This is a genomic window from Sulfuritalea hydrogenivorans sk43H (assembly GCF_000828635.1).
GTDB lineage: Bacteria > Pseudomonadota > Gammaproteobacteria > Burkholderiales > Rhodocyclaceae > Sulfuritalea > Sulfuritalea hydrogenivorans.
The window spans coordinates 2675041-2695227 of sequence record NZ_AP012547.1 but is presented as its reverse complement, the minus strand read 5'-3'; the positions used below and the strand labels follow the sequence as shown (position 1 = coordinate 2695227).

Here is a 20187-nt window from a genome sequence, read left to right as displayed (position 1 = left end):
TCACAATGCAAGCCGGGGTTTGGCGGGGCGGCGGAGTTCCGGATTTCAGGCCAGCCAGCTCCCCAGCCGCTCGTACACCGCCGTGTTGTCGAGCAGGTCCAGGTGATGCATGCCATGGCCGACCCACTGCCGCGACTCCGGAAAATCCAGGCTGCCGGTCTTGCCCTTGTTCCGGCCGAGCGCGCTGTGCAGGGGCACCAGCCCGTCGCCCATCAGCGCTTCGCGCGCGCTGCCGGGCGCCTTGGCGATCGTTGCCGCGACGGCATGGCACTGCACGCCCGCGGGCAGCGGCACCAGCTTCGGCTTCCGGCCATGGGCGAAGCGGTCGCCGTGCTGCCAGTCCTCGTCGAGGATGCTGCCATGGCGCAGGTCGGTGATTCCGGCGCTGCGGATCTTCGCCAGGCGGGCCAGCGCGGCCGTATAAGGGCTGACTTCGAGAACGACGTTGATCCAGTTGCCGCCGCGTTCCAGCGGGGCGCCGTGGTGAGGCGTGCCGAGAAATACCATCCGGCGCAGATGCCTGAGCCAATCCTGTCCGGCAAGCCCTCCGTAGTGGCAGGCGCTGCGCGCCACCAGCCCGCCCATGCTGTGGCCGATGATGGTCAGTTGCTCGACAGGCACCGGCCAGGCGTGCAGCAGGGTTTCCAGCATGGCGGCGAAGGCGTGGCCGTTGCGTGACACATGCTCGCCGCTGTTGTAGTGCAGATAGATCGGCGTGAAGCCGGCGTCTCGCGCCAGTGCCGCGCCATGGTCGTGGCCGTTGCGGCACCATTGCAGGTCGTTCATGCACAGCCCGTGCACCAGTACCAGAATCTTGCCGCCCGCCTGCGGAATGCTTGCCGCCAGGGCTTCCGCGGTCAGGACCAGCGGCTGCCCATCGCGGCGCAGCTGCATCGGGATGGCCAGGGGATTTTCGGTTGCCGCGAGATGGTCGCCGAGGACGCCGTTGAGCGCGGCGAGGACCGCTTCGCGCGTGCTCGACGATGCCGCCGGCTGCGTGTCGAGCAGCGGCGCCAGTTGCGCCAGCAGTGCGTCGATACCGCTGCCGACCAGTCGTGTCGTGCCCTGGATGGTGCGATAGACCAGGCCGGTGATGCCCGTTGTCGGCGCCTCGGTATGCTTGCCGGCTATTCCCGGCGTGCGCAGGATGTTGTGGTGCATGGTCTCGACCAGGCGCGTCAGGCCGAGCGTGGCGTCGACGGCGAGGCGGCTGAGGCCGCGGATGTCGCCCGAGCGGCTGCGGGCCTTCTTGTTCATGCCGCGGTGCCGATCAGGCCGCCGAGCACTTTCCAGTCGAGTGCGGCTTCGGTGGCGTCCGCCAGGCGCTCGATGTCCGCTTCGCGGCGCTGCGCGAAGTCCACGGCCAGGGGCGAGGCCATGCCTGCCCACGCGAGCAGGGCGGCCAGCGCCTCGGGATGGTCGAACAGGCCGTGGCAGTAGCTGGCGATGATCTGCCCGTCGGCCGACTGCGCGCCGTCGCTGCGGCCGTCGGCGAATGTCGCTGCGGGTTTGTGCAGGGCCGCGCCGTGCGTGGTGCCCATGTGGATTTCGTAGCCGGTGAAGGCGGGCTCGCCCGGCAGTTGCAGATGACCGCCGACATTGCGCAACTGCTTTTCCGGCTCCAGCGAGGTTTCGCAATCGAGCAGGCCGAGCCCGGCCTGGCTGCCCGGCGCGCCTTCGAGGCCGAGCGGGTCGTGCAACTGGCGACCGAGCATCTGGAAGCCGCCGCAGATGCCGACCAGCTTGCCGCCGTAGCGCAGGTGGCGCTGGATCGCAACGTCATATCCCTGTTCGCGCAGCCAGTGCAGGTCGGCCTGCACCGCTTTCGAGCCGGGCAGCACGATCAGGTCGCAGGGCGGAATCGCCTGGCCCGGGCCGACCCAGTCGAAATCGACTTCGGGATGCAGGCGCAGCGGATCGAGGTCGTTGTGGTTCGAGCAGCGCGGATAGACCACGGCCACCACCTTGAGCCGGGTCGCGGTCTTGGCGATGGCTTCGGTGGCGACGGCGTCCTCGGCATCGAGCATCAGGCCGTGCAGGTAGGGCAGCACGCCCAGCACCGGCTTGCCGGTGCGCTGCTCCAGCCATTCCAGCCCGTTTTCGAGCAGGCCGATGTCGCCGCGAAAGCGGTTGATGACGAAGCCCTTGACGCGCGCCTGTTCGCTCTCCGAGAGCAGGTCAAGCGTGCCGGTCAGGTGGGCGAAGACGCCGCCGCGATCGATGTCGGCGACCAGGATCACCGGCACGTCGGCGGCTTCGGCGAAGCCCATGTTGGCGATGTCGCGCTCGCGCAGGTTGATTTCCGCCGGGCTGCCGGCGCCTTCCACCAGTACGCAGTCGAACTCCGCCGTCAGCCGCCGCCAGCTTTCCATCACCGCCTGCATCGCGACGCGCTTGTACTCGTGGTAGTCGCGGGCATTCAGCGTATGCAGCGCCTTGCCGTGGATGATGACCTGCGCGCGCTGGTCGGTGGTGGGTTTGAGCAGCACCGGATTGAAGTCGATGCGCGGCGCGAGACCCGCCGCCAGCGCCTGCAGCGCCTGGGCGCGGCCGATCTCGCCGCCGTCGGCGGTGACCGCCGAATTCAGCGCCATGTTCTGCGGCTTGAACGGCGCGACATTGATGCCCCGGCGCTTGAGGATGCGGCACAGCGCGGCGACCAGCGTGGTCTTGCCGGCGTCCGAGGTGCAGCCCTGCACCATCAGGGCGCGGGCAGGGGCGCGAGCGGCGCGGCGGGTCGTTAGAATGTCGTCTTTCATCGGTCGATTATCCCATGCCCCCCTTGCTGCCTCCGCTGCCGCTGGTTGCCTCCGCGCTGGCGGGTGTTTTCCTCGATCGGCTGCTCGGCGAGCCGCGCCGTTTTCACCCGCTGGTGGGCTTCGGCCGCTGCGCCGATCGGGTCGAGCAGGCCACGCGAAATGGGGCGCCGGGTCATCCCTTCTTCAATCGCCTGCGTGGATTGCTCGGCTGGCTGCTGCTGGTGCTTCCCGCCGTGCTGACGGCCGCCTGGCTGGGGCGTCAGGCCTGGGGCTGGGCCGCCGACGCGGTGTTGCTCTATCTCGCGCTCGGTGCGCGCAGCCTGCGGCAACACGGGGAGCAGATCGCCGGCGATCTGGCAGCCGGCGATCTGGATGCCGCGCGCACCCATGTCGGCTGGATCGTGTCGCGCGACACCTCGACGCTGGACGAGGAGGGCGTTGCGCGCGCGGCGGTCGAATCGGTTCTGGAGAACGGCAACGACGCGGTGTTCGGCGCCCTGTTCTGGTTCCTCGTCGCCGGCGGCGCCGGCGCGGTGCTGTACCGGCTGGCCAATACCCTGGATGCGATGTGGGGCTACCGCGATCCGCGGCGCGTGTACTTCGGCTGGGCGGCGGCGCGCATCGACGATGTGCTGAACCTGATCCCGGCGCGCCTCACCGCCCTGACCTTTGCTGTGCTCGGCAACACCCGCAACGCGCTTGCCTGCTGGCGGCAGCAGGCCGCGGCCTGGAGCAGTCCCAACGCCGGCCCGGTGATCGCCGCCGGCGCCGGTGCGCTTTCGGTGCAGCTCGGCGGCGCGGCGATGTATCACGGGCAACTGGAGCAGCGGCCAAGAGTCGGCGCTGGCGACACGGCGAATGCGGCGCATATCCGTGCCGCGCTGGCGCTGGTGGAACGCGGCCTGTGGCTCTGGCTGGCCTGCGCCGGCCTGCTGGCGGTGGCGGTGTCGCATGCTTGAGCATGGCGGCCGTTTGCGCGCCGCCGCCGCGCGTTACGGCATCGCGCTGGAAGACTGGCTGGATTTGTCCACCGGCATCGCCCCCGAGGCTTACCCGGTGCCGCCGATTCCGTCTGCGGTATGGCAGCGATTGCCCGAAGATGAAGACGGCCTGAGCGAAGCCGCCTGCCGTTACTACGGCACGCCGCGAGTGCTGGCGCTGCCCGGCTCGCAGGCCGCGATCCAGTGGCTGCCGCGCCTGCGGCCGGCGGGCGTGGTCGCCGTGCTGGAGCCGAGCTACGAGGAACATGCGGCCGCCTGGCGCGCGGCGGGGCATGAAGTCCGGCCTTGTTCCTCCGGCGAGTTGCCGCTGATGGCGGCCGCAGTCGATGCTGTGGTCATCGGCAGTCCGAACAATCCCGCCGGGCAGCGCTTTCTGCGCAAGCAGTTGCTGGACATGGCGCGTCAGCTTGAGCAACGTCAGGGCTGGCTGGTGGTTGATGAAGCCTTCGCCGATGCCGAAGAAAAATCCGAATCGCTGGTCGACGTGGCCGGCAGTGCGGCGGCCCCAAATGTCGTGGTGCTGCGCTCGCTCGGCAAATTCTTCGGCCTGGCCGGCGCTCGCGTCGGCTTTGCGATTGCCGGCGAGGCCATCCTGGATTCCCTGGCAGAGGCGATCGGTCCGTGGGCGATCGCGCATCCTTCGCGCCTGGCCGCAGGTGCGGCACTGGCGGACTCCGACTGGCAGTGCGCGCAGCGCCAACGCTTGCAGCGCGATGGCGCCCGCTTGCATGAGCTGTTGGCGGCAGCAGGACTGGGCGAGTCGAGCGGCACCGCGCTGTTCCGCTACCTCGCCTGCGACGATGCGCTGGCGCTGCACGGGTTCTTCGCGCGGCAGGGCATCCTGCTGAGGCATTTCGCCCGTCCTGCCGCGGTGCGTTTCGGCCTGCCGGCGACGACTGCCGAATGGCAGCGGCTGGCGCTGGCGCTCGAACAATGGAGACGTCGCTGAAACGGCGTGCGCCGGTTTTGCTGTCGGCCCCGGTCAGTCGCCGCGTTTGGCGCTTCGCCCGCGAAACTCCATGGCCATCTCGAATGCGGCGCGGGTGAAGGCCAGCACTTCAGCGAATTCCTTGTCGGTGAGGCTGCGCGCCTCGTCGTCGCCACGGTAGATATTGGCGAATTCGCGCTCGCGCGCCGACTGGATCAGCAGCTTGCCGACACCAAGCGTTTCCAGGCTGCGCCACAGGTCGGGGTTGGAGCCGCGGGTGAACTTCATGACGAAACCGACCGGGTCGTTGCGGCCGAGGACCGCCGCCAGGCGCAGGATCAGCTCGAACGGAACCGCGATGCGGCCATTCTCCCAGGCTTCGATCAGCGACGGATCCTTGAGGTTGATGGCCGTGCCGACTTCGGTGATGGTCAGGCCGGCGGCCTTGCGCAGGCGGCGCAGCGTCGCCCCGGTTTTGGTCCAGACACCGGGTTCGGCCAGGCCCGGCAGCAGCGCTTTGGCAATGCCGGCCGCGGTGTGCAGGGTTGCGGTGGCGCCGACCGTGGCGGCGCCCATGTCGAGCACCTTGCCGGCCATGGCGCGCATCTGGTCCACCAGGCCGGATTCGGCCTGCTCGGCCGGCGGCGCCTTGGCTGTGCGTTTTGCCGGTACGCGCCTTGCGGGCGGCGGTTTGCGTTTGGGAGTTGTGGCGCCAACCATGAGCTCTCCTTTGCACGGGCAATGCCGGTCCGGCTATTTTCCCTGGATGCGCTGGCGCGATTCGTGGCGTTCCTGCGCTTCGATCGAAAATACGGTGGTCGGGCGCGCCAGAAGCCGTCGCAGGCCGATCGGATCGCCGGTTTCCTCGCAGAAGCCGTATTGGCCGTCTTCGATGCGTTTCAATGCCGCCTCGACGCGCGGCAGCATTTTTCGCTCGCGGTCGCGAATGCGCAACTCGATGGAATTTTCCTCCTCGATCGTGGCCCGGTCGTTGGGGTCGGCTTCGGCCTCGCCGTCGCGCAGGTGATCGATGGTCATGGTGGCGTTGTCGAGCAGGTCCTGGCGCTGCTTGCGCAGGAGATCGCGAAAGAAACCGAGTTGCGCCGCGTTCATGTAGGCGCTCGCCGGCATCGCCAGCAGGGCTTTCTCGGTCAGTGTTTTTGCAGGGGTGGGCATGGCGTTGTTTTCCGGTTCTTGGCTCGGTCGCGGATGACCGATACTCGCTACTCTATCGAAAGACTTGCCGGACGTCAGGGGAATTTCCATGGGCGTCCGCGGCGACCGGTAAAATTACGCCTGTTCCTTCGTCCGCGTGCCGCATTTTGATGTCGCCCATGATCCGCCTCCCGGTTTTCCTGCTGCTCGTTGCGCGTGCCGTGGCGGCGCACGCCGAGATCATCGTCACCGACGATACCGGCGCCACCGTTCGCCTCGCCGCGCCCGCGACACGCATCGTCAGCCTGGCGCCGCACATCACCGAGGCCCTGTTCGCCGCCGGCGCCGGCGAGCGCATCGTCGGCACGGTCGAGTACAGCGACTACCCGGATGCGGCGAAGGCCATCCGCCGCGTCGGCGGCTATTCGAAGCTCGACCTGGAAGCGGTGGCGGCTCTCAAGCCCGACCTGATCATCGGCTGGCGCAGCGGCAACGCCGGCGCCCACCTCGAAAAGCTCAGGAGCCTGGGCATGCCGATCTACGTGACGCAGCCGGATCGCATCGAGGACATCGCCCGCAGCATCGAGCACTACGGCCGCCTTGCCGGCAGCGGCGCCGTCGCCGACGCCGTGGCGCAGGGCTTCCGCGCGCGGCTGGCGCAGCTGCGCGCGCGTTACGGCGGCCGCTCGCCGGTGCGCATCTTCTACCAGGTCTGGAGAAGCCCGCTGACCACCGTGAGCGACAAGCAGATCATCAGCGACGCCATTCGCCTGTGCGGCGGCAAGAATGTCTTTGGCGATCTCGTCGGCCTCGCGCCCAATGTCAGCGTCGAGGCCGTGCTGGCGTCAAACCCTGAAGCCATCGTCGCCAGCGGCATGGGCGAGGAGCGCCCCGAATGGCTGGACGACTGGCGGCGCTGGACGCAAGTCACGGCGGTCGCGCGCGGCAACCTGTTCTTCGTTCCGCCGTCCATCATCCAGCGCCACACGCCGCGACTGCTCGACGGCACCGAGCGACTCTGCGAGCATCTGGAGACGGCGCGCAAGCGGCGTTAGCATGTCGGCGCCGTATCTCCAGCGCCGACTTTTCAAGGCAGGAACAGCCGCGCCGTCGCCTGCGGGTTGGACGGAAAGTAGAAATGCACGTAGGAGGCGGTGAGGCGGCCCGTGCGATACACGGCTTCGCCTTCGCGGCCATCGGGCGTGCGGGCGCGCGCCAGCGGCGCGAGGGAGGTTTCGCTGCGCGAGTGGTGGTAGGTGTGCCCGCGCAGGTCGCCTTCGGGCAGCGCGGTTTCCTGCATGCCCAGGGCGGCGAGGCGCGGCTGCATGCGCGTGATGCCGGGCAGCAGGCTGGCCATGGCGTGGCTGGCGCCTTCCTTGTCGATCAGTTGTTCGAAGAGGCACATCATGCCGCCGCATTCGGCGAGCAGCGGCTTGCCGTCGGCGACGTGCGCGCGCAGGCGCGGCCACAGATCGCCCGCGCCCAGCCGGGCAGCGTGGAGCTCGGGGTAGCCGCCGGGGAGCCAGGCGGCATCGCACTCGGGCAGCGCCTCGCCGGCCAGCGGTGAAAAGAAGGCCAGCTCGGCGCCGAGTTCGGCGAGTGTGTCGAGGTTGGCCGGGTAGATGAAGCCGAAGGCAGCGTCGCGGGCAATGGCGATGCGGCGGCCGGCGAGCAGGCGGTCGAGAGTCGGCGTTGGCGGTACGGCGAAGTCGACGGGCGGCGGCAGGTCCGCCGCCGCGCTGGCGGCAATGTGGCCGGCGAGTCGGTCGAGGCGCTGTTCCAGGTCGGCGATCTCGGCGGCCTGCAACAAGCCGAGGTGGCGTTCGGGCAGCGTGGCTTCGGCATCGCGCGGCAGGGCGCCGAACCAGCCCATGCCGGGCGGCAGGCTGGCCTTGAGCAGTCCGGCGTGGTGGGCGCTGCCTACCCGGTTGGCGAGCGCGCCGGCAAAGGGCAATCCGGGGCGATAGGTGGCGAGGCCGTGGGCGACGGCGCCGAAGGTCTGGGCCATGGCGGAGGCGTCGATCAGGCCGAGCACCGGGATGCCGAAACGGCAGGCGATGTCGGCGGCCGACGGGGTACCGTCATGGAGGCCCATGACGCCTTCGACCAGGATCAGGTCGGCCGCGGCGGCAGCGGCGGCAAGCCGGCGCGCGGCGTCATCCGCGCCGCACATGCCGAGGTCGAGGTTGTACACGGGGGCGCCGCTGGCGACGGCAAGGATCTGCGGGTCGAGGAAATCGGGGCCGCACTTGAAGACGCGCACGCGCCGGCCCTGATTGACGTGATGCCGTGCCAGCGCCGCCGTGACCGTGGTCTTGCCCTGGCCCGAGGCCGGGGCGGCAATGAGCATCGCGGGGCAGTGCGGCACGTCAGAACTCCATGCCGGGCATGGCTTTCACGCCCACCTTGAAGGCATGCTTGACCAGGTTCATTTCGGTCACGGTATCCGCCGCCGCGATCAATTCCTCGGGTGCGGCGCGGCCGGTGACGATCACATGCTGCATCGCCGGGCGCGCGGCGAAGGCGGCCAGCACTTCGTCCAGCGGCAACCACCGGTACTTGAAGGCGTAGGTCATTTCGTCGAGGACGACGAGGCCTACGCCTGGGTCGCGCAGGTAGCCCAGCGCGGTCTCCCAGGCGGCACGCGCGGCGGCCGCATCGCGGTCGGGATCCTGGGTTTCCCAGGTGAAGCCCTCGCCCATGACATGCCAACGGATGCCCGGCACGCGCCCGAGCACGGCTTCCTCGCCGGTGTCGGTGCGGCTCTTGACGAACTGCACCACGGCCACTTGCAGGCCGTGGCCCAGCGCGCGCGCGGCGACGCCGAAGGCGGCCGAGGACTTGCCCTTGCCGTTGCCGGTGTTGACCAGCAGCACGCCACGTTCCTGGTCTGCGGCGGCGACCTTCTGGTCGACGATTTCCTTCTTGCGTTGCATGCGAGCGACGTGGCGCTCTTCCTTGCCTTGCGTATCGTTGTCCATGGTCACTCCGGGATGAAATAGTCGCTGCCGCCGGCATCGATGCGGCGCAGCGGATGGCCGTAGAGGCGCGACAGCGTCGGCGCGTCGAGCACCTCGGCGACCGGCCCGCAGCGCACGCTGCCGTCGCCGAACAGCAACAGGGCGCGGTCGGCATAGCGGCGCGCGAGATTGACGTCGTGCATCACCATGACCAGCCCCATGCCGCTGTCGCGGGCGCGGCTGGCCAGCAGTTCCAGTACGGCAATCTGGTGGTTGAGGTCGAGGTGGGAGAGCGGCTCGTCGAGCAGCGCGAGTTGCGGTGCCTGGGTCAGCAGCGTGGCCACCGCGAGGCGCTGGCGCTCGCCGCCGGAAAGCGTATGCACGTCGCGCTGTTCCAGTTCCGCGAGGCCCACGGCCGCCAGCGCCTGGCGCGCCGCGCGCGCGTCGGCCGCGCTTTCCCAGGCCCAGCGGTCCAGCCAGGGATGGCGTCCGATCAGGGCGGTTTCCAGCACGCTGGCGGGGAAGGCGTCGATCTGCTGTTGCAGCAGCACGCCGCGCAGCTGCGCGATGCGCCGTGGCGCCAGCGCCGACATTGCCTCGCCGCACAGGCGAATGTCGCCGGCCAGGGGCTGGCGCAGGCCGGCCAGGGTGTGCAGCAGCGTGGTTTTGCCGGCGCCGTTGCGGCCAAGTATCGCCAGGCGTTCGCCGGCATCGAGCCGCAGGTCGAGGCAACTGACCAAGGTGCGCCCGCCGATGGCGGCGGCGAGGTCGCGCGCTTCCAGCAAAGCGCTCATTCGCGCCCCCCCTTCGGCTGGCGCGAGAGCAGGTAGAGGAATACCGGCACGCCGAGCAGGGCGGTGAGCACGCCGACCGGCAGTTGCTGCGGGGCGATCGCGGTGCGCGCCAGGGTATCGGCGACCACCAGCAGGGCGCCGCCGGCCAGCGTCGCGGCGGGCAGCAGCACGCGCTGGTCGTTGCCGATCGCCAGGCGGACCAGGTGCGGCACGACGAGGCCGATGAAGCCGACGCTGCCGGTGGTGGTCACGGCCACCGCGGTGAGCAGCGAGCCCAGGGCATAGACGGCGGCGCGCAGGCTGCGCACCTTGACGCCCAGCGTGCTGGCGACGAGGTCGCCGCGCGAGAGCAGGTTGAGGTCGCGCGCGATGGGCATCACCAGCGCGAGGCCGATCGCCGCCACGGCCAGCGCCGGCCAGGGCGAGCCGGCGTGCGAGAGATCGCCCATCAGCCAGAACAGCATGCTGTGCAGCTTCTGTTCCGGCGCCAGCGAAAGGATCAGCGCGACGCCGGCGCCGCAGCCGGCGGCGACGATGACGCCGGTCAGCAGCAGGCGGCTCTGGGTCCAGCTGCCGTCGCCGCGCGCCAGGCCGAATACCGTCAGCATGGCCGCGAGCGCCCCGGCGAAGGCGCCGCCATGGACGAAGATCAGCGGCAGGCTGAACAGCATCGCCGACAGCGCGCCGACCGCCGCGCCGCCGGAAACGCCGAGCACGTAGGGGTCGGCCAGGGGGTTCCTCAGCAGAACCTGCATCAAGGCGCCGGCCAGCGCCAGCAGCGCGCCGCAGGCGAAGGCGGCCAGCGCGCGCGGCAGGCGCAGGCCGAGCACGATGTCGCCGCCGGTGCCGCTGCCGTTGCCCGCCAGCCGCGCCCAGACCTCTGCCGGCGCGATCGGATACGAGCCCGCCAGCAGGGCGCCGGCCAGGCTCAGCAAGGCCGCCGCGAACAACACGGCGATGACGAAGAGGGCTCGGCGGCGGGTGGGCATGGGTCGCTATTGTGGACGCTTATTTCGGCGCGTAGCGAAGGCCGACAAAAACCTGCCGGTCCGGAACGGCGTAGGACCACGCATTTTCGTAGACGCGGTCGAAGAGATTGTTGATGCGTCCTTCCAGCATCCAGCTTTTGTCGAATTCCCATGCCGCGAACAGATTGGCGACGGCATAGCCGCCCATTGCGCGACCCTGTGTTGTCGTGTCGTAGCGACGGCCGATCGCCGTGATCTCGCCACCGGTCTTCCAGATGCCCGGCGTGTAGGTCAGGGCCAGCTTGAGCATTTCGGCCGGCCGGCGTTGCAGCCGGTTGCCGTTCGTGTCGTCGACCGGGCGCATCAGGTCGAGGCCGGCATCGGCGATCCAGGCCCTGCGCACAATGCCGTAGGCCAGGCTGCTGCCGGTGATGCGCGCCTTGCCGATGTTGACCGCCGGCGAGCCGGCAATCAGGTTGGTGATGCGATTGTCGAACCAGGTCAGCGACACGCGGTGTCCGTCGCGTTCCCAGTTGAGGCCCGCTTCGAGGTTGCGGGCTTCCTCGGGTTTCAGATTCACGTTGCCGAAGCCGGGGTAGTAGAGCTGGTTGAAGCTGGGCGCCTTGAAGGCCGTGCCGCTGGCGATGTGTGCCTGCCATTCGGCGGCGAAGCGATAGCCGTAACCCAGCGAGCTGGTGGTGTGGCCGCCGAACTGGGAATTTTCGTCGCGGCGCAGGGCGGTCTGCCAGCTGTGGGCACCGATGCTGCCCTGATAGCCGGCAATCAGGGAACGCACCGTGCGTTTCTTGATCGCATAGTTGGTGGTGCTGGTGACGGACTGGTCCAGATTCTCGGCGGCCAGCATCAGGCTGCCCACGGACAGGCGCACATCGTTCTGCCAGGTCCATTGTGTCTGGGTGGTGGCGAACTGGCTGTGCGCCGGATCGAAGCTGCTGCTGTTGTCTTCGGAGAGGCCCCAGCGCAGGGTCGAGGTCCATCGGGCGTTGATGCGGTTGCGCAGGTGCGCGCCAAAGACGCGTGTCTTGTCGTTGTTGTAGGCGTCGACCAGCACTCCGCCCCTGTCGAACATGTTGCGGCTTGTCGCTTCCAGAAGCGTTGCGCCGACTTCCTGACCGTCGGCAAGCTTGTACACGACCCGTCCGGAATAGGAGGTGTTGCGATATCCGTCGCGATCGGCATTGGGGACCGAGAAGTTCGCGGCCAGGTAGCGGACGGGATCGGCGGCGACGCTGAATCCGTCGGTGGTCAGGCGCGATGCGCCGAAGCTGTAGGACAAGGGGCCGCTGCTGCCGGAGACACCCGCCTGCGCTTCGCGGGTGTTGTCGGAGCCGATGCCGGCGTAGGCGTTAACACGCGCCGGACCCTCGCCGCGACGGGTGAAGACCTGGATCACGCCGCCGATGGCGTCGGAACCGTAGAGGCTGGAAGCCGGGCCGCGCAGGATCTCGATGCGTTCGATCTGCGACAGCGGCAGATTTTGCAGCGTGGGCCCCCCCGTGGTTGCGGAGCCGAAGGGCACGCCATCGACCAGCAGCAGCGTATGGCCCGAGCCGGTACCGCGCAGGAAGACGCTGGAGGACTTGCCTTGACCGCCATTGTTGACCACATGCAGTCCAGGCTGGCGCGAAAGCAGCTCGGGCAAGGTCGTGGGGCCGGCCTGCTCGATCGCCTCGCGGTCGATCACGGTGACATCGGCAATCACCTCATTGGCCCGCGTTTCCTGGCGGGTGGCGGTAACGACGACGGCCGCGAGTTGATCGGCAGCGAAAGAACCGGAAGGGAAAAGCAGGTTTGCCGCGGATGCGACGATGATGAAACGCTGATACATGAAAAGACTCCCGACGCCGGCGAGCGTCCCCGCAGCCGGTAGGTGGCGATTGAATGCCTGGAAGGGGAGTGATGGACGGGGTAGGGTTGGAAACCCGACAAACCCCCGGCACGCCGCAACCCCGCAACGCATTCGCTGGTTTGTCCTTGGCCGGTCTCCGGGCTTGGAAGTTTTAGCTCATCGCCTTCCCGGGTTGAACCCAGTGGCGCATTGATGAACTCGCACTTCCTTACCGTTGCGGGGGCAGCGCCGGAATCGAGCCTTTTGTGGCTTGGCTCTCACCGGCTTCCCGTTTCACCCGGCACGGAAAACCATGCACGGGCACCACGAACAGGGGTCGAAGTATAGCAAAGTGCTGTTGTTTCGCTGCGGATATGTTCCTTTCGGCGGCTCTGGAGTAAAGTCCGATTCTTGATCTAGCACAAATTTAATCTTAAAACTTCACCCGATTGAGGGAGCTGCTTGATATTAGTCAAGGGCTGCGGCAATGTACGGGTGCATTCTTGTCAACGGGTGTAGAGACTTTGCCGTTTTTTCGAGACAGTCATTCAAGGGATCATTAAAAGGAGAGGTAGATGAAGAAAACGTTACTCGGGTTTTTTGCCGTTTCTGCAATGGCAGGCGCCATGGGCAGTGCCTTTGCGCAGGAAGCTGCGCCCACGATGACCGCTGCGGAAAAGGAAACGGCCAAGAAGATTTACTTCGAGCGTTGCGCGGGTTGCCATGGTGTGCTGCGCAAGGGCGCCACCGGCAAGAACCTTGAGCCGCACTGGACCAAGACGGCCAAGGATGGCAGCAAGACCGAAGGCGGCACGCTCAAGCTGGGCCAGTCGCGTCTCGAAAAGATCATTGGCTACGGTACCGACGGCGGCATGGTGAACTTCGACGACATCCTGACCAAGGACGAAATCACCCTGATGTCCAAGTACATCCAGAACACGCCGGATGTGCCGCCGGAGTACAGCTTCAAGGAAACCATGGATTCCTGGAAGGTCATCGTGCCGGTCAAGGATCGTCCGACCAAGCAGATGAACAAGTTCAACCTGAAGAACATGTTCTCGGTGACCCTGCGCGACACCGGCGAAGTGGCGCTGATCGACGGCGACACCAAGGACATCCGCAGCATCGTCAAGACGGGTTACGCGGTGCATATCTCGCGCCTGTCGAAGTCCGGCCGCTATGTGTACGTGATCGGCCGCGACGGTCGCCTGTCGCTGATCGACTTGTGGATGGAGAAGCCCGCGGTAGTGGCAGAACTGAAGATCGGTTTCGACGCCCGTTCGGTGGATACCTCGAAGTTCAAGGGCTATGACGACAAGTACGCGATTGCCGGTTCCTACTGGCCGCCCCAGTACGTGATCATGGACGGCGACACGCTGAAGCCGCTGAAGGTGGTTTCGACCCGCGGCATGACGGTGGATGGCGAGTATCACCCCGAGCCGCGCGTGGCATCGATTGTTTCTTCCGAAATCAAGCCCGAGTGGGTGGTGAACATCAAGGAAACCGGCCAGATCCTGCTGGTGGATTACTCCGACATCAAGAACCTGAAGACGACCACGATCGAGTCGGCCAAGTTCCTGCATGACGGCGGCTGGGACGCTTCCAAGCGCTACTTCCTGGTTGCAGCCAATGCGTCGAACAAGATTGCCGCGGTTGATACCAAGCTCGGCAAGCTGGCTGCGCTGATCGATACCGCCAAGATTCCGCACCCGGGTCGCGGCGCCAATTTCATGCATCCGAAGTTCGGTCCGGTCTGGGCGACGGGTCACCTTGGCGCCGATGTCGTGACCTTGATCAGCACTCCGTCGGACAAGAAGGAGCATGCCAAGTTCAAGGAGTTCAACTGGAAGGTCGTTCAGGAAATGAAGCACGTTCCGGGCAACCTGTTCGTCAAGACCCATCCGAAGTCCAAGCATTTCTGGGCCGATGCGCCGCAGAATCCGGACAAGGAACTCGCCGAATCCGTGGCGGTATGGGATATGGCCGACCTGTCGAAGCCGAAGAAGATCATCAACGTCGCCAAGGATTCCGGCCTGCCGGTGACCAAGGCAACCCGTCGCGCAGTGCATCCAGAGTACAGTGCGGATGGCGGCGAGGTGTGGATCTCCCTGTGGGGCGGCAAGACCGACCAGTCCGCCATCGTGGTGTATGACGACAAGACCCTTGCAGTGAAGAAGGTGATCACCGATCCGAAGATGATCACTCCGACCGGCAAGTTCAACGTCTACAACACGCAGCACGACATTTACTGATCGAGCGGCAAACCTCCGCCGCGGGCCGGGTTTTCGGTGTTGGCCGCGGCGGACGTGATGAAAAATTGATCGGTAGCAAGGATAAGGGGGCGTAAGCCCCTTTATCATGTAGGCCTTAATGAATTGCTGATTTAGGGGATAGTTTCATGGCAGACAACGACAAATCCGGGTTTCTGGCGATGATCCGCCGGCCGAGCGCGAAATACTCGCTGCTTAGCCTGCTGGTAGTCGGATTCTTCTCCGGCATCTTCTTCTGGGGCGGCTTCAATACCGCCATGGAAGCGACCAATACCCTGGAGTTCTGTATTGGCTGCCACGAGATGCGTGACAATGTCTATCAGGAATACAAAAAGACCATCCACTATTCCAATCGTACGGGTGTGCGCGCCGTGTGTTCCGATTGTCACGTGCCCAAGGACTGGACGCACAAGATGATGCGCAAGATCCAGGCGAGCAAGGAAGTCTGGGGCAAGATCACCGGCATCATCGACACGCCCGAGAAATTCGAGGCGCACCGCCTGCAACTGGCCGAAAACGAATGGGCGCGGATGAAGGCCAGCGATTCGCGCGAATGCCGCAACTGCCACAGCTTCGACGGCATGGACACCGAAAAGCAGAAATTGCGCGGCGCCAAGATGCACAAGATCGGCATTGCCGAGAAGAAGACCTGTATCGACTGCCACAAGGGTATCGCCCACAACAAGCCCAAGGGCATGAAGGAAGATGACGACGAGTAATTGTCACTGCCCGGTTCAATCCCCAAAGTAGCATTCAATATTCGAGAGGAGCATCAAATGAGCAAGTCCATCATTTCCACCGCGGTTGCCGGCGTTCTGCTCGCGATCGGTTCACAGGCGGCCATGGCCGCACCCGACTGGAGCAAGGTGCCCAAGCGCGATATCCAGGTCTTCCACCCGGGCGTCACGCCCATCGAGTGGATCACCAAGAAGTCCGACCACAGCGGTACTGCCGGCCTGCGCAAGGGCGAGTCCTGCGTCGGTTGCCACGAGGAGAAGGGCGGACTGAACTTCAACATGAAGCGTCTTGCCGACGCCAAGGAGCTGGAGCCCAAGGGCGCGCCGAAGACCTTGAACTTCCCGGTCGGCGTGCAAGCTGCCTATGATGCCGCCAACCTCTACATCCGCCTGAGCTTCAAGGCTCCGGCCGGCGGCGCGGACAAGGGCGACAAGGACAACGACGTCAAGGCCACGCTCCTGTTCGGCGACGCCAAGGTACCGCAGGGTGCCCAGGTCGGTTGCTGGCAGACATGCCATGCCGATGCCAGGACCATGCCCGGCGCCGACGACAAGAAGACCAAATACACCAAGGAAGGCGCCTATGAACTGGTGCAGTGGGCGAGCAAGGGCAACAAGGTGTCCGACGGCAGCATCACTACCGAGCGCAAGATGAGCGGCGGCTCGACCGGCGCCAAGGTCGAGGGCGGCAAAAGCGGCGACACCTACACGCTGACCTTCACGCGCAAGAATCCGGGCGAAGGCAAGACCGTGCCCTTCGGCTTCGCGATTCACGCCGACCATGCCAGCGGCCGCTTCCACCATGTGTCCATGGGCTATGCCCTGGGCATCGGCGCCGATGGCGATATCAAGGTGACGAAGCAGTAAACCGGCTTTCGCTCCGGAGATGTTCACCGGCGGCAACCCATGGAGACGAGTGCCGGCATTGCTGGCACTCGTTTTTTCTTGGAGTGCCGCGGCTGAGCAGACGGTGGACGTGACGATTCGGGAATATCGATTTTCTCCACAGGAAGTTCGCATCAAGGCAGGCGATACGGTGAAGTGGATCAACCGCGAGAAACGCACCAGCCATTCGGTGCTCTTTCCGGCTGAAAACGGGCTCGAATCGGAACGGATATTCCCGGATGAGAGCTGGCAGCGAAAGTTCATGCAAGCCGGCAGCTACAGTTATCGCTGCGGCCCGCATGAGGAAATGAAGGGAATCGTCGTTGTCGAGTAGGCGCGGGTGCGAATTTTTCAAGGTGCTGCTGGTAATCCTGGCGGGCGGCATCGCCACCCCATTGCTGGCAGAGCCGTCAATGGCCAGGCAGAAGGAACTGGTGCATCTGGTGCGCCAGGATTGCGGTTCCTGTCACGGCCTGACTTTGCAAGGCGGGCTGGGACCGCCGCTGTTGCCGGCAACCCTCGCCGACAAGCCCGTTGAGGGATTGGTGGCAACCATCATCGGCGGCCGGCTCGGTACGCCGATGCCGCCGTGGCACCGCTTCCTGACAGAGGATGAAGCAAAATGGATCGTTGCGAAATTGATGGCCGGGTTTCCTGAATGAAACAAACAATGCGACTGGTTTTGCTTGGACTTTTCTCCATTCTGCTGGGTGCCTGCGGCGGCATCCCGCTGCGCGGTACCGGAGATCTCGGCCTTGTCATCGAGCGCGCCAGCGGCCATGTCACGCTGGTGAATACCAGCAGCCGGCAGCCCTATGCGCGCATTGGCGGTCTCGGCGATCTTTCGCATGCTTCCGTCGTCTATTCGCGTGATGCCCGTTACGCCTTCGTCTTCGGTCGCGATGGCGGCCTGACCAAGATCGATCTGCTCGAAGCGCGCATCGTCAAGCGGGTGATGCAGTCGGGCAACGCCATTGGCGGTTCGATCTCGCAGGACGGCCGCATCGTCGTCGCGCAGAATTACACGCCGGGCGGAATCAAGGCATTCGATGCGGAAACGCTTGAACTGCTCTCCGAAGTTCCCGCCGAGTATGCGCCGGGGCGTTTCTCCAAAGTGGTCGGCCTGGCCGACGTGCCGGGCAACAAGTTCGCCTACGCGCTGTTCGATGGCGGCGAAATCTGGGTCAGCGATTTTTCGGAGCCGAAGAAGCCCGTCACGAAGCGTTATCCGGCCGGCCTGCAACCCTATGACGGACTGGTTACGCCCGATGGGCGTCACTATCTTGCAGGCCTGTTCGGCGAAGATGGTGTCGCGCTCCTCGATTTGTGGCAACCGGAAAAGGGCGCACGCAAGATTCTCGAAAAATACGGCCGCGGCGAGGAAAAGCTGCCGGTGTTCAAGATGCCGCATTTGCGTGGCTGGTCGGTGGCCGCCGGCCGCGCCTGGCTGCCGGCAATCGGCCGCCACGAGGTGCTGGTGGCCGATGCCGCAACCTGGAAGGAAACCGGCCGCGTGGCCGTCAAGGGCCAGCCGGTGTTCGTCATGGCCAGTCCCGATGGCCGCCAGATATGGGTCAATTTCGCTTTCCCGGACAACGGCTGGGTGCAGGTGATCGATACGCTGTCGGGCCAGGTGGTGCAGACCCTGCAGCCGGGCAAGGCGGTGTTGCACATGGAGTTCACGCCACGCGGCGAGGCGGTCTGGCTGTCCGCGCGCGACGACAACCGGGTCGTCATCCATGACACGAAGAGCTTCAGGAATCTCGGCAGCTTTGCGGCCGACGCGCCGTCAGGCATCTTTTTCACCAGCCGCGCAGCACGCATCGGATTTTGAAAGTGGACGCTCCCTATACCCCGCTTGAATTCGCCTTGCTCAACGGATGGCAGCGCGATTTTCCGATCGTTGCGCAGCCGTTCGAGGCAATCGGCGGAGCAGTCGGCGCTGATGAAACTCCTGCGCTACAAGGCGGTCGAGCAAAAGACGCTCTCCTCGCCGTAGCGGATGGCGAGACGGCGGTTCTCGAGACACTCAGGCGACTGCAGGCGCGGGGCGCCATCAGCCGTGTCGGCGCGGTGTTCGCGCCGCGGCGGGTAGGTGCGTCGACGCTGGCGGCGCTGGCTGCCCCGGCCGGGCGGCTGGAAGAGATTGCGGCGATGGTCAGTGCGCGACCCGAAGTGAATCACAACTATCAGCGCGAACACCAGTACAACCTCTGGTTCGTCGTCACTGCCGCCGACAATGCAACCCTGGCACAAACGCTGGCGGCCATCGAGCAGGAGACTGGCTGCGCCGTGCTCTCCCTGCCGCTGGAGCAGGAATATCACATTGACCTCGGCTTCGACCTGAACTCGGCGCACAAGCACCACGCCTGGATTCCCGACACCCCGGCGCGCGAGCCGGATGCCGCGGAGAAGCAATTGATTGCGGCGCTTCAGCCCGGGCTTGAACTGGTGGCGCGGCCGTTCGCCCGCCTCGGCGAGCGGGTGGGCATGAGCGAGGGCGACGTGCTGAAGCGGCTCGCGGGCTGGCTGGAGGAAGGCCTGATCAAGCGCTTCGGGGTGGTCGTGCGACATCACGAACTGGGTTACCGATCCAATGCGATGGTGGTTTTCGATGTGCCCGATGCCGACGTCGACCGGATCGGCCGGCAACTGGCCGCGGAACCCGGCATCACCTTGTGCTATCGGCGCACCCGCAGCCTTCCCCACTGGCCCTACAACCTTTTCTGCATGGTGCATGGCCGTTCGCGCGAAGAAGCGCAGCCGATCATCGAACGTCTCGGTCGACTGACGGGCTTGCCCGCGCAGGCACTGTTCTCGACGCGCCGTTTCAAACAGTGCGGTGCGCGTTATTTCGTTGAAACCCGCACGGCGCAGGCGACGGCAAGCGGCTTGTGCAATGACTGAAAGCGCTTCCGGGACGGCGTCCGGGGGAACGCTGGACGAGATCGACCGAAAGCTGATCAACGCGCTGCAGGGCGACTTTCCCCTGGTGCCCGAGCCCTATCGGCAGGTTGCCGCAACGCTCGGCCTGGGCGAGGAAGAACTGCTGCGCCGCCTTGACGCGCTGCTTGAACGCCGCGTGCTGACGCGCTTCGGTCCCATGTTCCAGATCGAGCGCGCCGGCGGTGCCTTTGTCCTGGCGGCGATGCGGGTGCCGGAAGCCGAATTCGAGCGCGTCGCGGCGCAGGTGAATGCCTTCCCCGAAGTGGCGCACAACTATCGCCGCGAGCATGCGCTGAACATGTGGTTCGTTCTGGCCACCGCCACGCCGCAGGGCATTGCCGAAACGACCGCGGCGATCGAGGCTGCCACCGGCTTGCCGGTGTTCGCTTTTCCGAAGGAACGGGAGTATTTCGTGGAGATGAAGTTGCGTGCGTGAGGCGAACCCGGACATCGAACTCGACGCCACCGACCGGCGCCTGATCGTCGCCACGCAAGGCGGCTTGCCGCGCGTATCGCGACCTTACGACGCATTGGCGGGCGAGTTGAACATCACCGCCGGCGAGGTCTTGCAGCGCCTGCAGCGCATGCTCGATCGCGGCGTGATCCGGCGCATTGGCGCGGTACCCAACCACTATGCCATCGGCTACACCGCCAACGGCATGTCGGTGTGGGACGTCGATGACAAACACATCGACAGGCTGGGTATCGAGGTCGGCGCACTCGAGTTCGTCACGCACTGCTACCGGCGCCCGCGCCGCCTGCCGGACTGGCCCTACAACCTGTTCGCCATGGTGCACAGCCAGAACCGGGAAGAGGTCGCCGCCCGTGTGGCGGAAATCGCCGTGCTGCTGGGCGATGCCTGCCGGGCGCACGACATCCTCTACAGCACCGCGATCCTCAAGAAGACCGGGCTGCGCATCGCCGGATAATGGCTG

21 protein-coding genes and 1 riboswitch are annotated in these 20187 nt (G+C 66.0%); of the genes, 12 read left to right on the top strand and 9 right to left on the bottom strand.

Annotated features, from left to right (window positions below; translation table 11 throughout):
* Positions 1 to 45: 45 nt before the first annotated feature.
* Positions 46 to 1257, bottom strand: coding sequence for an esterase/lipase family protein (locus SUTH_RS12940; protein WP_041099776.1), 1212 nt, complete (start codon positions 1255 to 1257; stop codon positions 46 to 48).
* Positions 1254 to 2759, bottom strand: a complete 1506-nt coding sequence (locus SUTH_RS12935) for a cobyric acid synthase (RefSeq protein WP_231851009.1) — start codon at positions 2757 to 2759, stop codon at positions 1254 to 1256. Before SUTH_RS12935 ends, SUTH_RS12940 begins: the two co-directional genes overlap by 4 nt.
* A 14-nt stretch (positions 2760 to 2773) precedes the next feature.
* Here SUTH_RS12935 and cbiB point away from each other — a divergent pair, with 14 nt between their 5' ends.
* On the top strand, positions 2774 to 3718 hold the full coding sequence (gene cbiB, locus SUTH_RS12930; protein WP_052473623.1) for an adenosylcobinamide-phosphate synthase CbiB: 945 nt from the start codon (positions 2774 to 2776) through the stop codon (positions 3716 to 3718).
* Positions 3711 to 4709, top strand: coding sequence for a threonine-phosphate decarboxylase CobD (cobD, locus tag SUTH_RS12925; RefSeq protein ID WP_041099774.1), 999 nt, complete (start codon positions 3711 to 3713; stop codon positions 4707 to 4709). The genes cbiB and cobD overlap by 8 nt, the downstream gene beginning before the upstream one ends.
* A gap of 33 nt (positions 4710 to 4742) precedes the next feature.
* On the opposite strand, the gene SUTH_RS12920 is transcribed toward cobD, so the two are convergent.
* Positions 4743 to 5408, bottom strand: a complete 666-nt coding sequence (locus SUTH_RS12920) for a helix-turn-helix domain-containing protein (protein ID WP_052473622.1) — start codon at positions 5406 to 5408, stop codon at positions 4743 to 4745.
* A 33-nt stretch (positions 5409 to 5441) separates the two neighbouring features.
* On the bottom strand, positions 5442 to 5864 hold the full coding sequence (gene dksA, locus SUTH_RS12915) for an RNA polymerase-binding protein DksA (RefSeq protein WP_041099772.1): 423 nt from the start codon (positions 5862 to 5864) through the stop codon (positions 5442 to 5444).
* Between the two features lie 158 nt (positions 5865 to 6022).
* Here dksA and SUTH_RS12910 point away from each other — a divergent pair, with 158 nt between their 5' ends.
* Positions 6023 to 6898 carry a cobalamin-binding protein gene (locus SUTH_RS12910; RefSeq protein ID WP_052473855.1) on the top strand — a complete coding sequence of 292 codons (876 nt, stop codon included), beginning with the start codon at positions 6023 to 6025 and terminating at the stop codon, positions 6896 to 6898.
* A 32-nt stretch (positions 6899 to 6930) separates the two neighbouring features.
* Here SUTH_RS12910 and SUTH_RS12905 read toward each other — a convergent pair whose 3' ends face one another.
* Genes SUTH_RS12905 through SUTH_RS12885 form a run of 5 tightly spaced genes read right to left on the bottom strand, consistent with a single transcriptional unit; the run spans position 6931 to position 12414 of the window.
* Complete coding sequence (locus tag SUTH_RS12905) at positions 6931 to 8193, bottom strand: cobyrinate a,c-diamide synthase (RefSeq protein ID WP_041099767.1); 1263 nt, start codon at positions 8191 to 8193, stop codon at positions 6931 to 6933.
* A 19-nt stretch (positions 8194 to 8212) separates the two neighbouring features.
* Positions 8213 to 8824, bottom strand: a complete 612-nt coding sequence (cobO, locus tag SUTH_RS12900) for a cob(I)yrinic acid a,c-diamide adenosyltransferase (protein ID WP_041099765.1) — start codon at positions 8822 to 8824, stop codon at positions 8213 to 8215.
* A 2-nt stretch (positions 8825 to 8826) separates the two neighbouring features.
* Positions 8827 to 9597, bottom strand: a complete 771-nt coding sequence (locus SUTH_RS12895; RefSeq protein ID WP_041099763.1) for an ABC transporter ATP-binding protein — start codon at positions 9595 to 9597, stop codon at positions 8827 to 8829.
* The gene (locus tag SUTH_RS12890) at positions 9594 to 10586 is read right to left on the bottom strand and encodes a FecCD family ABC transporter permease (protein WP_041099761.1); all 993 of its coding nucleotides are present in this window, start codon (positions 10584 to 10586) and stop codon (positions 9594 to 9596) included. Before SUTH_RS12890 ends, SUTH_RS12895 begins: the two co-directional genes overlap by 4 nt.
* 19 nt (positions 10587 to 10605) lie before the next feature.
* Positions 10606 to 12414, bottom strand: coding sequence for a TonB-dependent receptor domain-containing protein (locus SUTH_RS12885; protein ID WP_041099759.1), 1809 nt, complete (start codon positions 12412 to 12414; stop codon positions 10606 to 10608).
* Positions 12415 to 12545: 131 nt separating this feature from the next.
* Positions 12546 to 12758: riboswitch (cobalamin riboswitch) on the bottom strand.
* 270 nt (positions 12759 to 13028) lie between these two features.
* On the opposite strand from SUTH_RS12885, the gene SUTH_RS12880 reads away from it, so the two are divergent.
* The 9 genes from SUTH_RS12880 (at position 13029) to ahbB (SUTH_RS12840) (ending at position 20181) form a co-directional block, all read left to right on the top strand.
* A complete protein-coding gene (locus SUTH_RS12880) occupies positions 13029 to 14666 on the top strand; it encodes a cytochrome D1 domain-containing protein (RefSeq protein ID WP_456243276.1) in 1638 nt (545 codons plus the stop codon).
* A gap of 146 nt (positions 14667 to 14812) precedes the next feature.
* On the top strand, positions 14813 to 15403 hold the full coding sequence (locus SUTH_RS12875) for a NapC/NirT family cytochrome c (protein WP_171817366.1): 591 nt from the start codon (positions 14813 to 14815) through the stop codon (positions 15401 to 15403).
* Between the two features lie 57 nt (positions 15404 to 15460).
* A complete protein-coding gene (locus SUTH_RS12870) occupies positions 15461 to 16288 on the top strand; it encodes an ethylbenzene dehydrogenase-related protein (protein ID WP_041099755.1) in 828 nt (275 codons plus the stop codon).
* 49 nt (positions 16289 to 16337) lie between these two features.
* Positions 16338 to 16640 (top strand): cupredoxin domain-containing protein, encoded by a 303-nt coding sequence (locus SUTH_RS12865; protein WP_041102320.1) that lies wholly within the window; start codon positions 16338 to 16340, stop codon positions 16638 to 16640.
* Entirely contained in the window at positions 16630 to 16968 is a 339-nt protein-coding gene (locus tag SUTH_RS12860) for a c-type cytochrome (RefSeq protein WP_231851008.1), read from the top strand. The genes SUTH_RS12865 and SUTH_RS12860 overlap by 11 nt, the downstream gene beginning before the upstream one ends.
* A gap of 8 nt (positions 16969 to 16976) precedes the next feature.
* Positions 16977 to 18140 (top strand): cytochrome D1 domain-containing protein, encoded by a 1164-nt coding sequence (locus tag SUTH_RS12855; RefSeq protein WP_041099751.1) that lies wholly within the window; start codon positions 16977 to 16979, stop codon positions 18138 to 18140.
* Positions 18141 to 18142: 2 nt separating this feature from the next.
* The gene (gene ahbB / locus SUTH_RS12850) at positions 18143 to 19213 is read left to right on the top strand and encodes a siroheme decarboxylase subunit beta (RefSeq protein WP_197539586.1); all 1071 of its coding nucleotides are present in this window, start codon (positions 18143 to 18145) and stop codon (positions 19211 to 19213) included.
* On the top strand, positions 19206 to 19688 hold the full coding sequence (locus SUTH_RS12845) for an Lrp/AsnC family transcriptional regulator (protein ID WP_041099749.1): 483 nt from the start codon (positions 19206 to 19208) through the stop codon (positions 19686 to 19688). The genes ahbB (SUTH_RS12850) and SUTH_RS12845 overlap by 8 nt, the downstream gene beginning before the upstream one ends.
* Positions 19681 to 20181 (top strand): siroheme decarboxylase subunit beta, encoded by a 501-nt coding sequence (gene ahbB, locus SUTH_RS12840; protein WP_197539585.1) that lies wholly within the window; start codon positions 19681 to 19683, stop codon positions 20179 to 20181. Before SUTH_RS12845 ends, ahbB (SUTH_RS12840) begins: the two co-directional genes overlap by 8 nt.
* Positions 20182 to 20187 lie beyond the last annotated feature (6 nt).

Excerpts from the sequence above, each read along its gene's own strand:
- SUTH_RS12940 (WP_041099776.1), bottom strand. The coding sequence starts at position 1,257 with ATGAACAAGAAGGCCCGCAGCCGCTCGGGCGACATCCGCGGCCTCAGC.
- SUTH_RS12935 (WP_231851009.1), bottom strand. The coding sequence starts at position 2,759 with ATGAAAGACGACATTCTAACGACCCGCCGCGCCGCTCGCGCCCCTGCC.
- cbiB (WP_052473623.1), top strand. The coding sequence starts at position 2,774 with ATGCCCCCCTTGCTGCCTCCGCTGCCGCTGGTTGCCTCCGCGCTGGCG.
- cobD (WP_041099774.1), top strand. The coding sequence starts at position 3,711 with ATGCTTGAGCATGGCGGCCGTTTGCGCGCCGCCGCCGCGCGTTACGGC.
- SUTH_RS12920 (WP_052473622.1), bottom strand. The coding sequence starts at position 5,408 with ATGGTTGGCGCCACAACTCCCAAACGCAAACCGCCGCCCGCAAGGCGC.
- dksA (WP_041099772.1), bottom strand. The coding sequence starts at position 5,864 with ATGCCCACCCCTGCAAAAACACTGACCGAGAAAGCCCTGCTGGCGATG.
- SUTH_RS12910 (WP_052473855.1), top strand. The coding sequence starts at position 6,023 with ATGATCCGCCTCCCGGTTTTCCTGCTGCTCGTTGCGCGTGCCGTGGCG.
- SUTH_RS12905 (WP_041099767.1), bottom strand. The coding sequence starts at position 8,193 with ATGCTCATTGCCGCCCCGGCCTCGGGCCAGGGCAAGACCACGGTCACG.
- cobO (WP_041099765.1), bottom strand. The coding sequence starts at position 8,824 with ATGGACAACGATACGCAAGGCAAGGAAGAGCGCCACGTCGCTCGCATG.
- SUTH_RS12895 (WP_041099763.1), bottom strand. The coding sequence starts at position 9,597 with ATGAGCGCTTTGCTGGAAGCGCGCGACCTCGCCGCCGCCATCGGCGGG.
- SUTH_RS12890 (WP_041099761.1), bottom strand. The coding sequence starts at position 10,586 with ATGCCCACCCGCCGCCGAGCCCTCTTCGTCATCGCCGTGTTGTTCGCG.
- SUTH_RS12885 (WP_041099759.1), bottom strand. The coding sequence starts at position 12,414 with ATGTATCAGCGTTTCATCATCGTCGCATCCGCGGCAAACCTGCTTTTC.
- SUTH_RS12880 (WP_456243276.1), top strand. The coding sequence starts at position 13,029 with ATGGCAGGCGCCATGGGCAGTGCCTTTGCGCAGGAAGCTGCGCCCACG.
- SUTH_RS12875 (WP_171817366.1), top strand. The coding sequence starts at position 14,813 with ATGGCAGACAACGACAAATCCGGGTTTCTGGCGATGATCCGCCGGCCG.
- SUTH_RS12870 (WP_041099755.1), top strand. The coding sequence starts at position 15,461 with ATGAGCAAGTCCATCATTTCCACCGCGGTTGCCGGCGTTCTGCTCGCG.
- SUTH_RS12855 (WP_041099751.1), top strand. The coding sequence starts at position 16,977 with ATGCGACTGGTTTTGCTTGGACTTTTCTCCATTCTGCTGGGTGCCTGC.
- SUTH_RS12845 (WP_041099749.1), top strand. The coding sequence starts at position 19,206 with ATGACTGAAAGCGCTTCCGGGACGGCGTCCGGGGGAACGCTGGACGAG.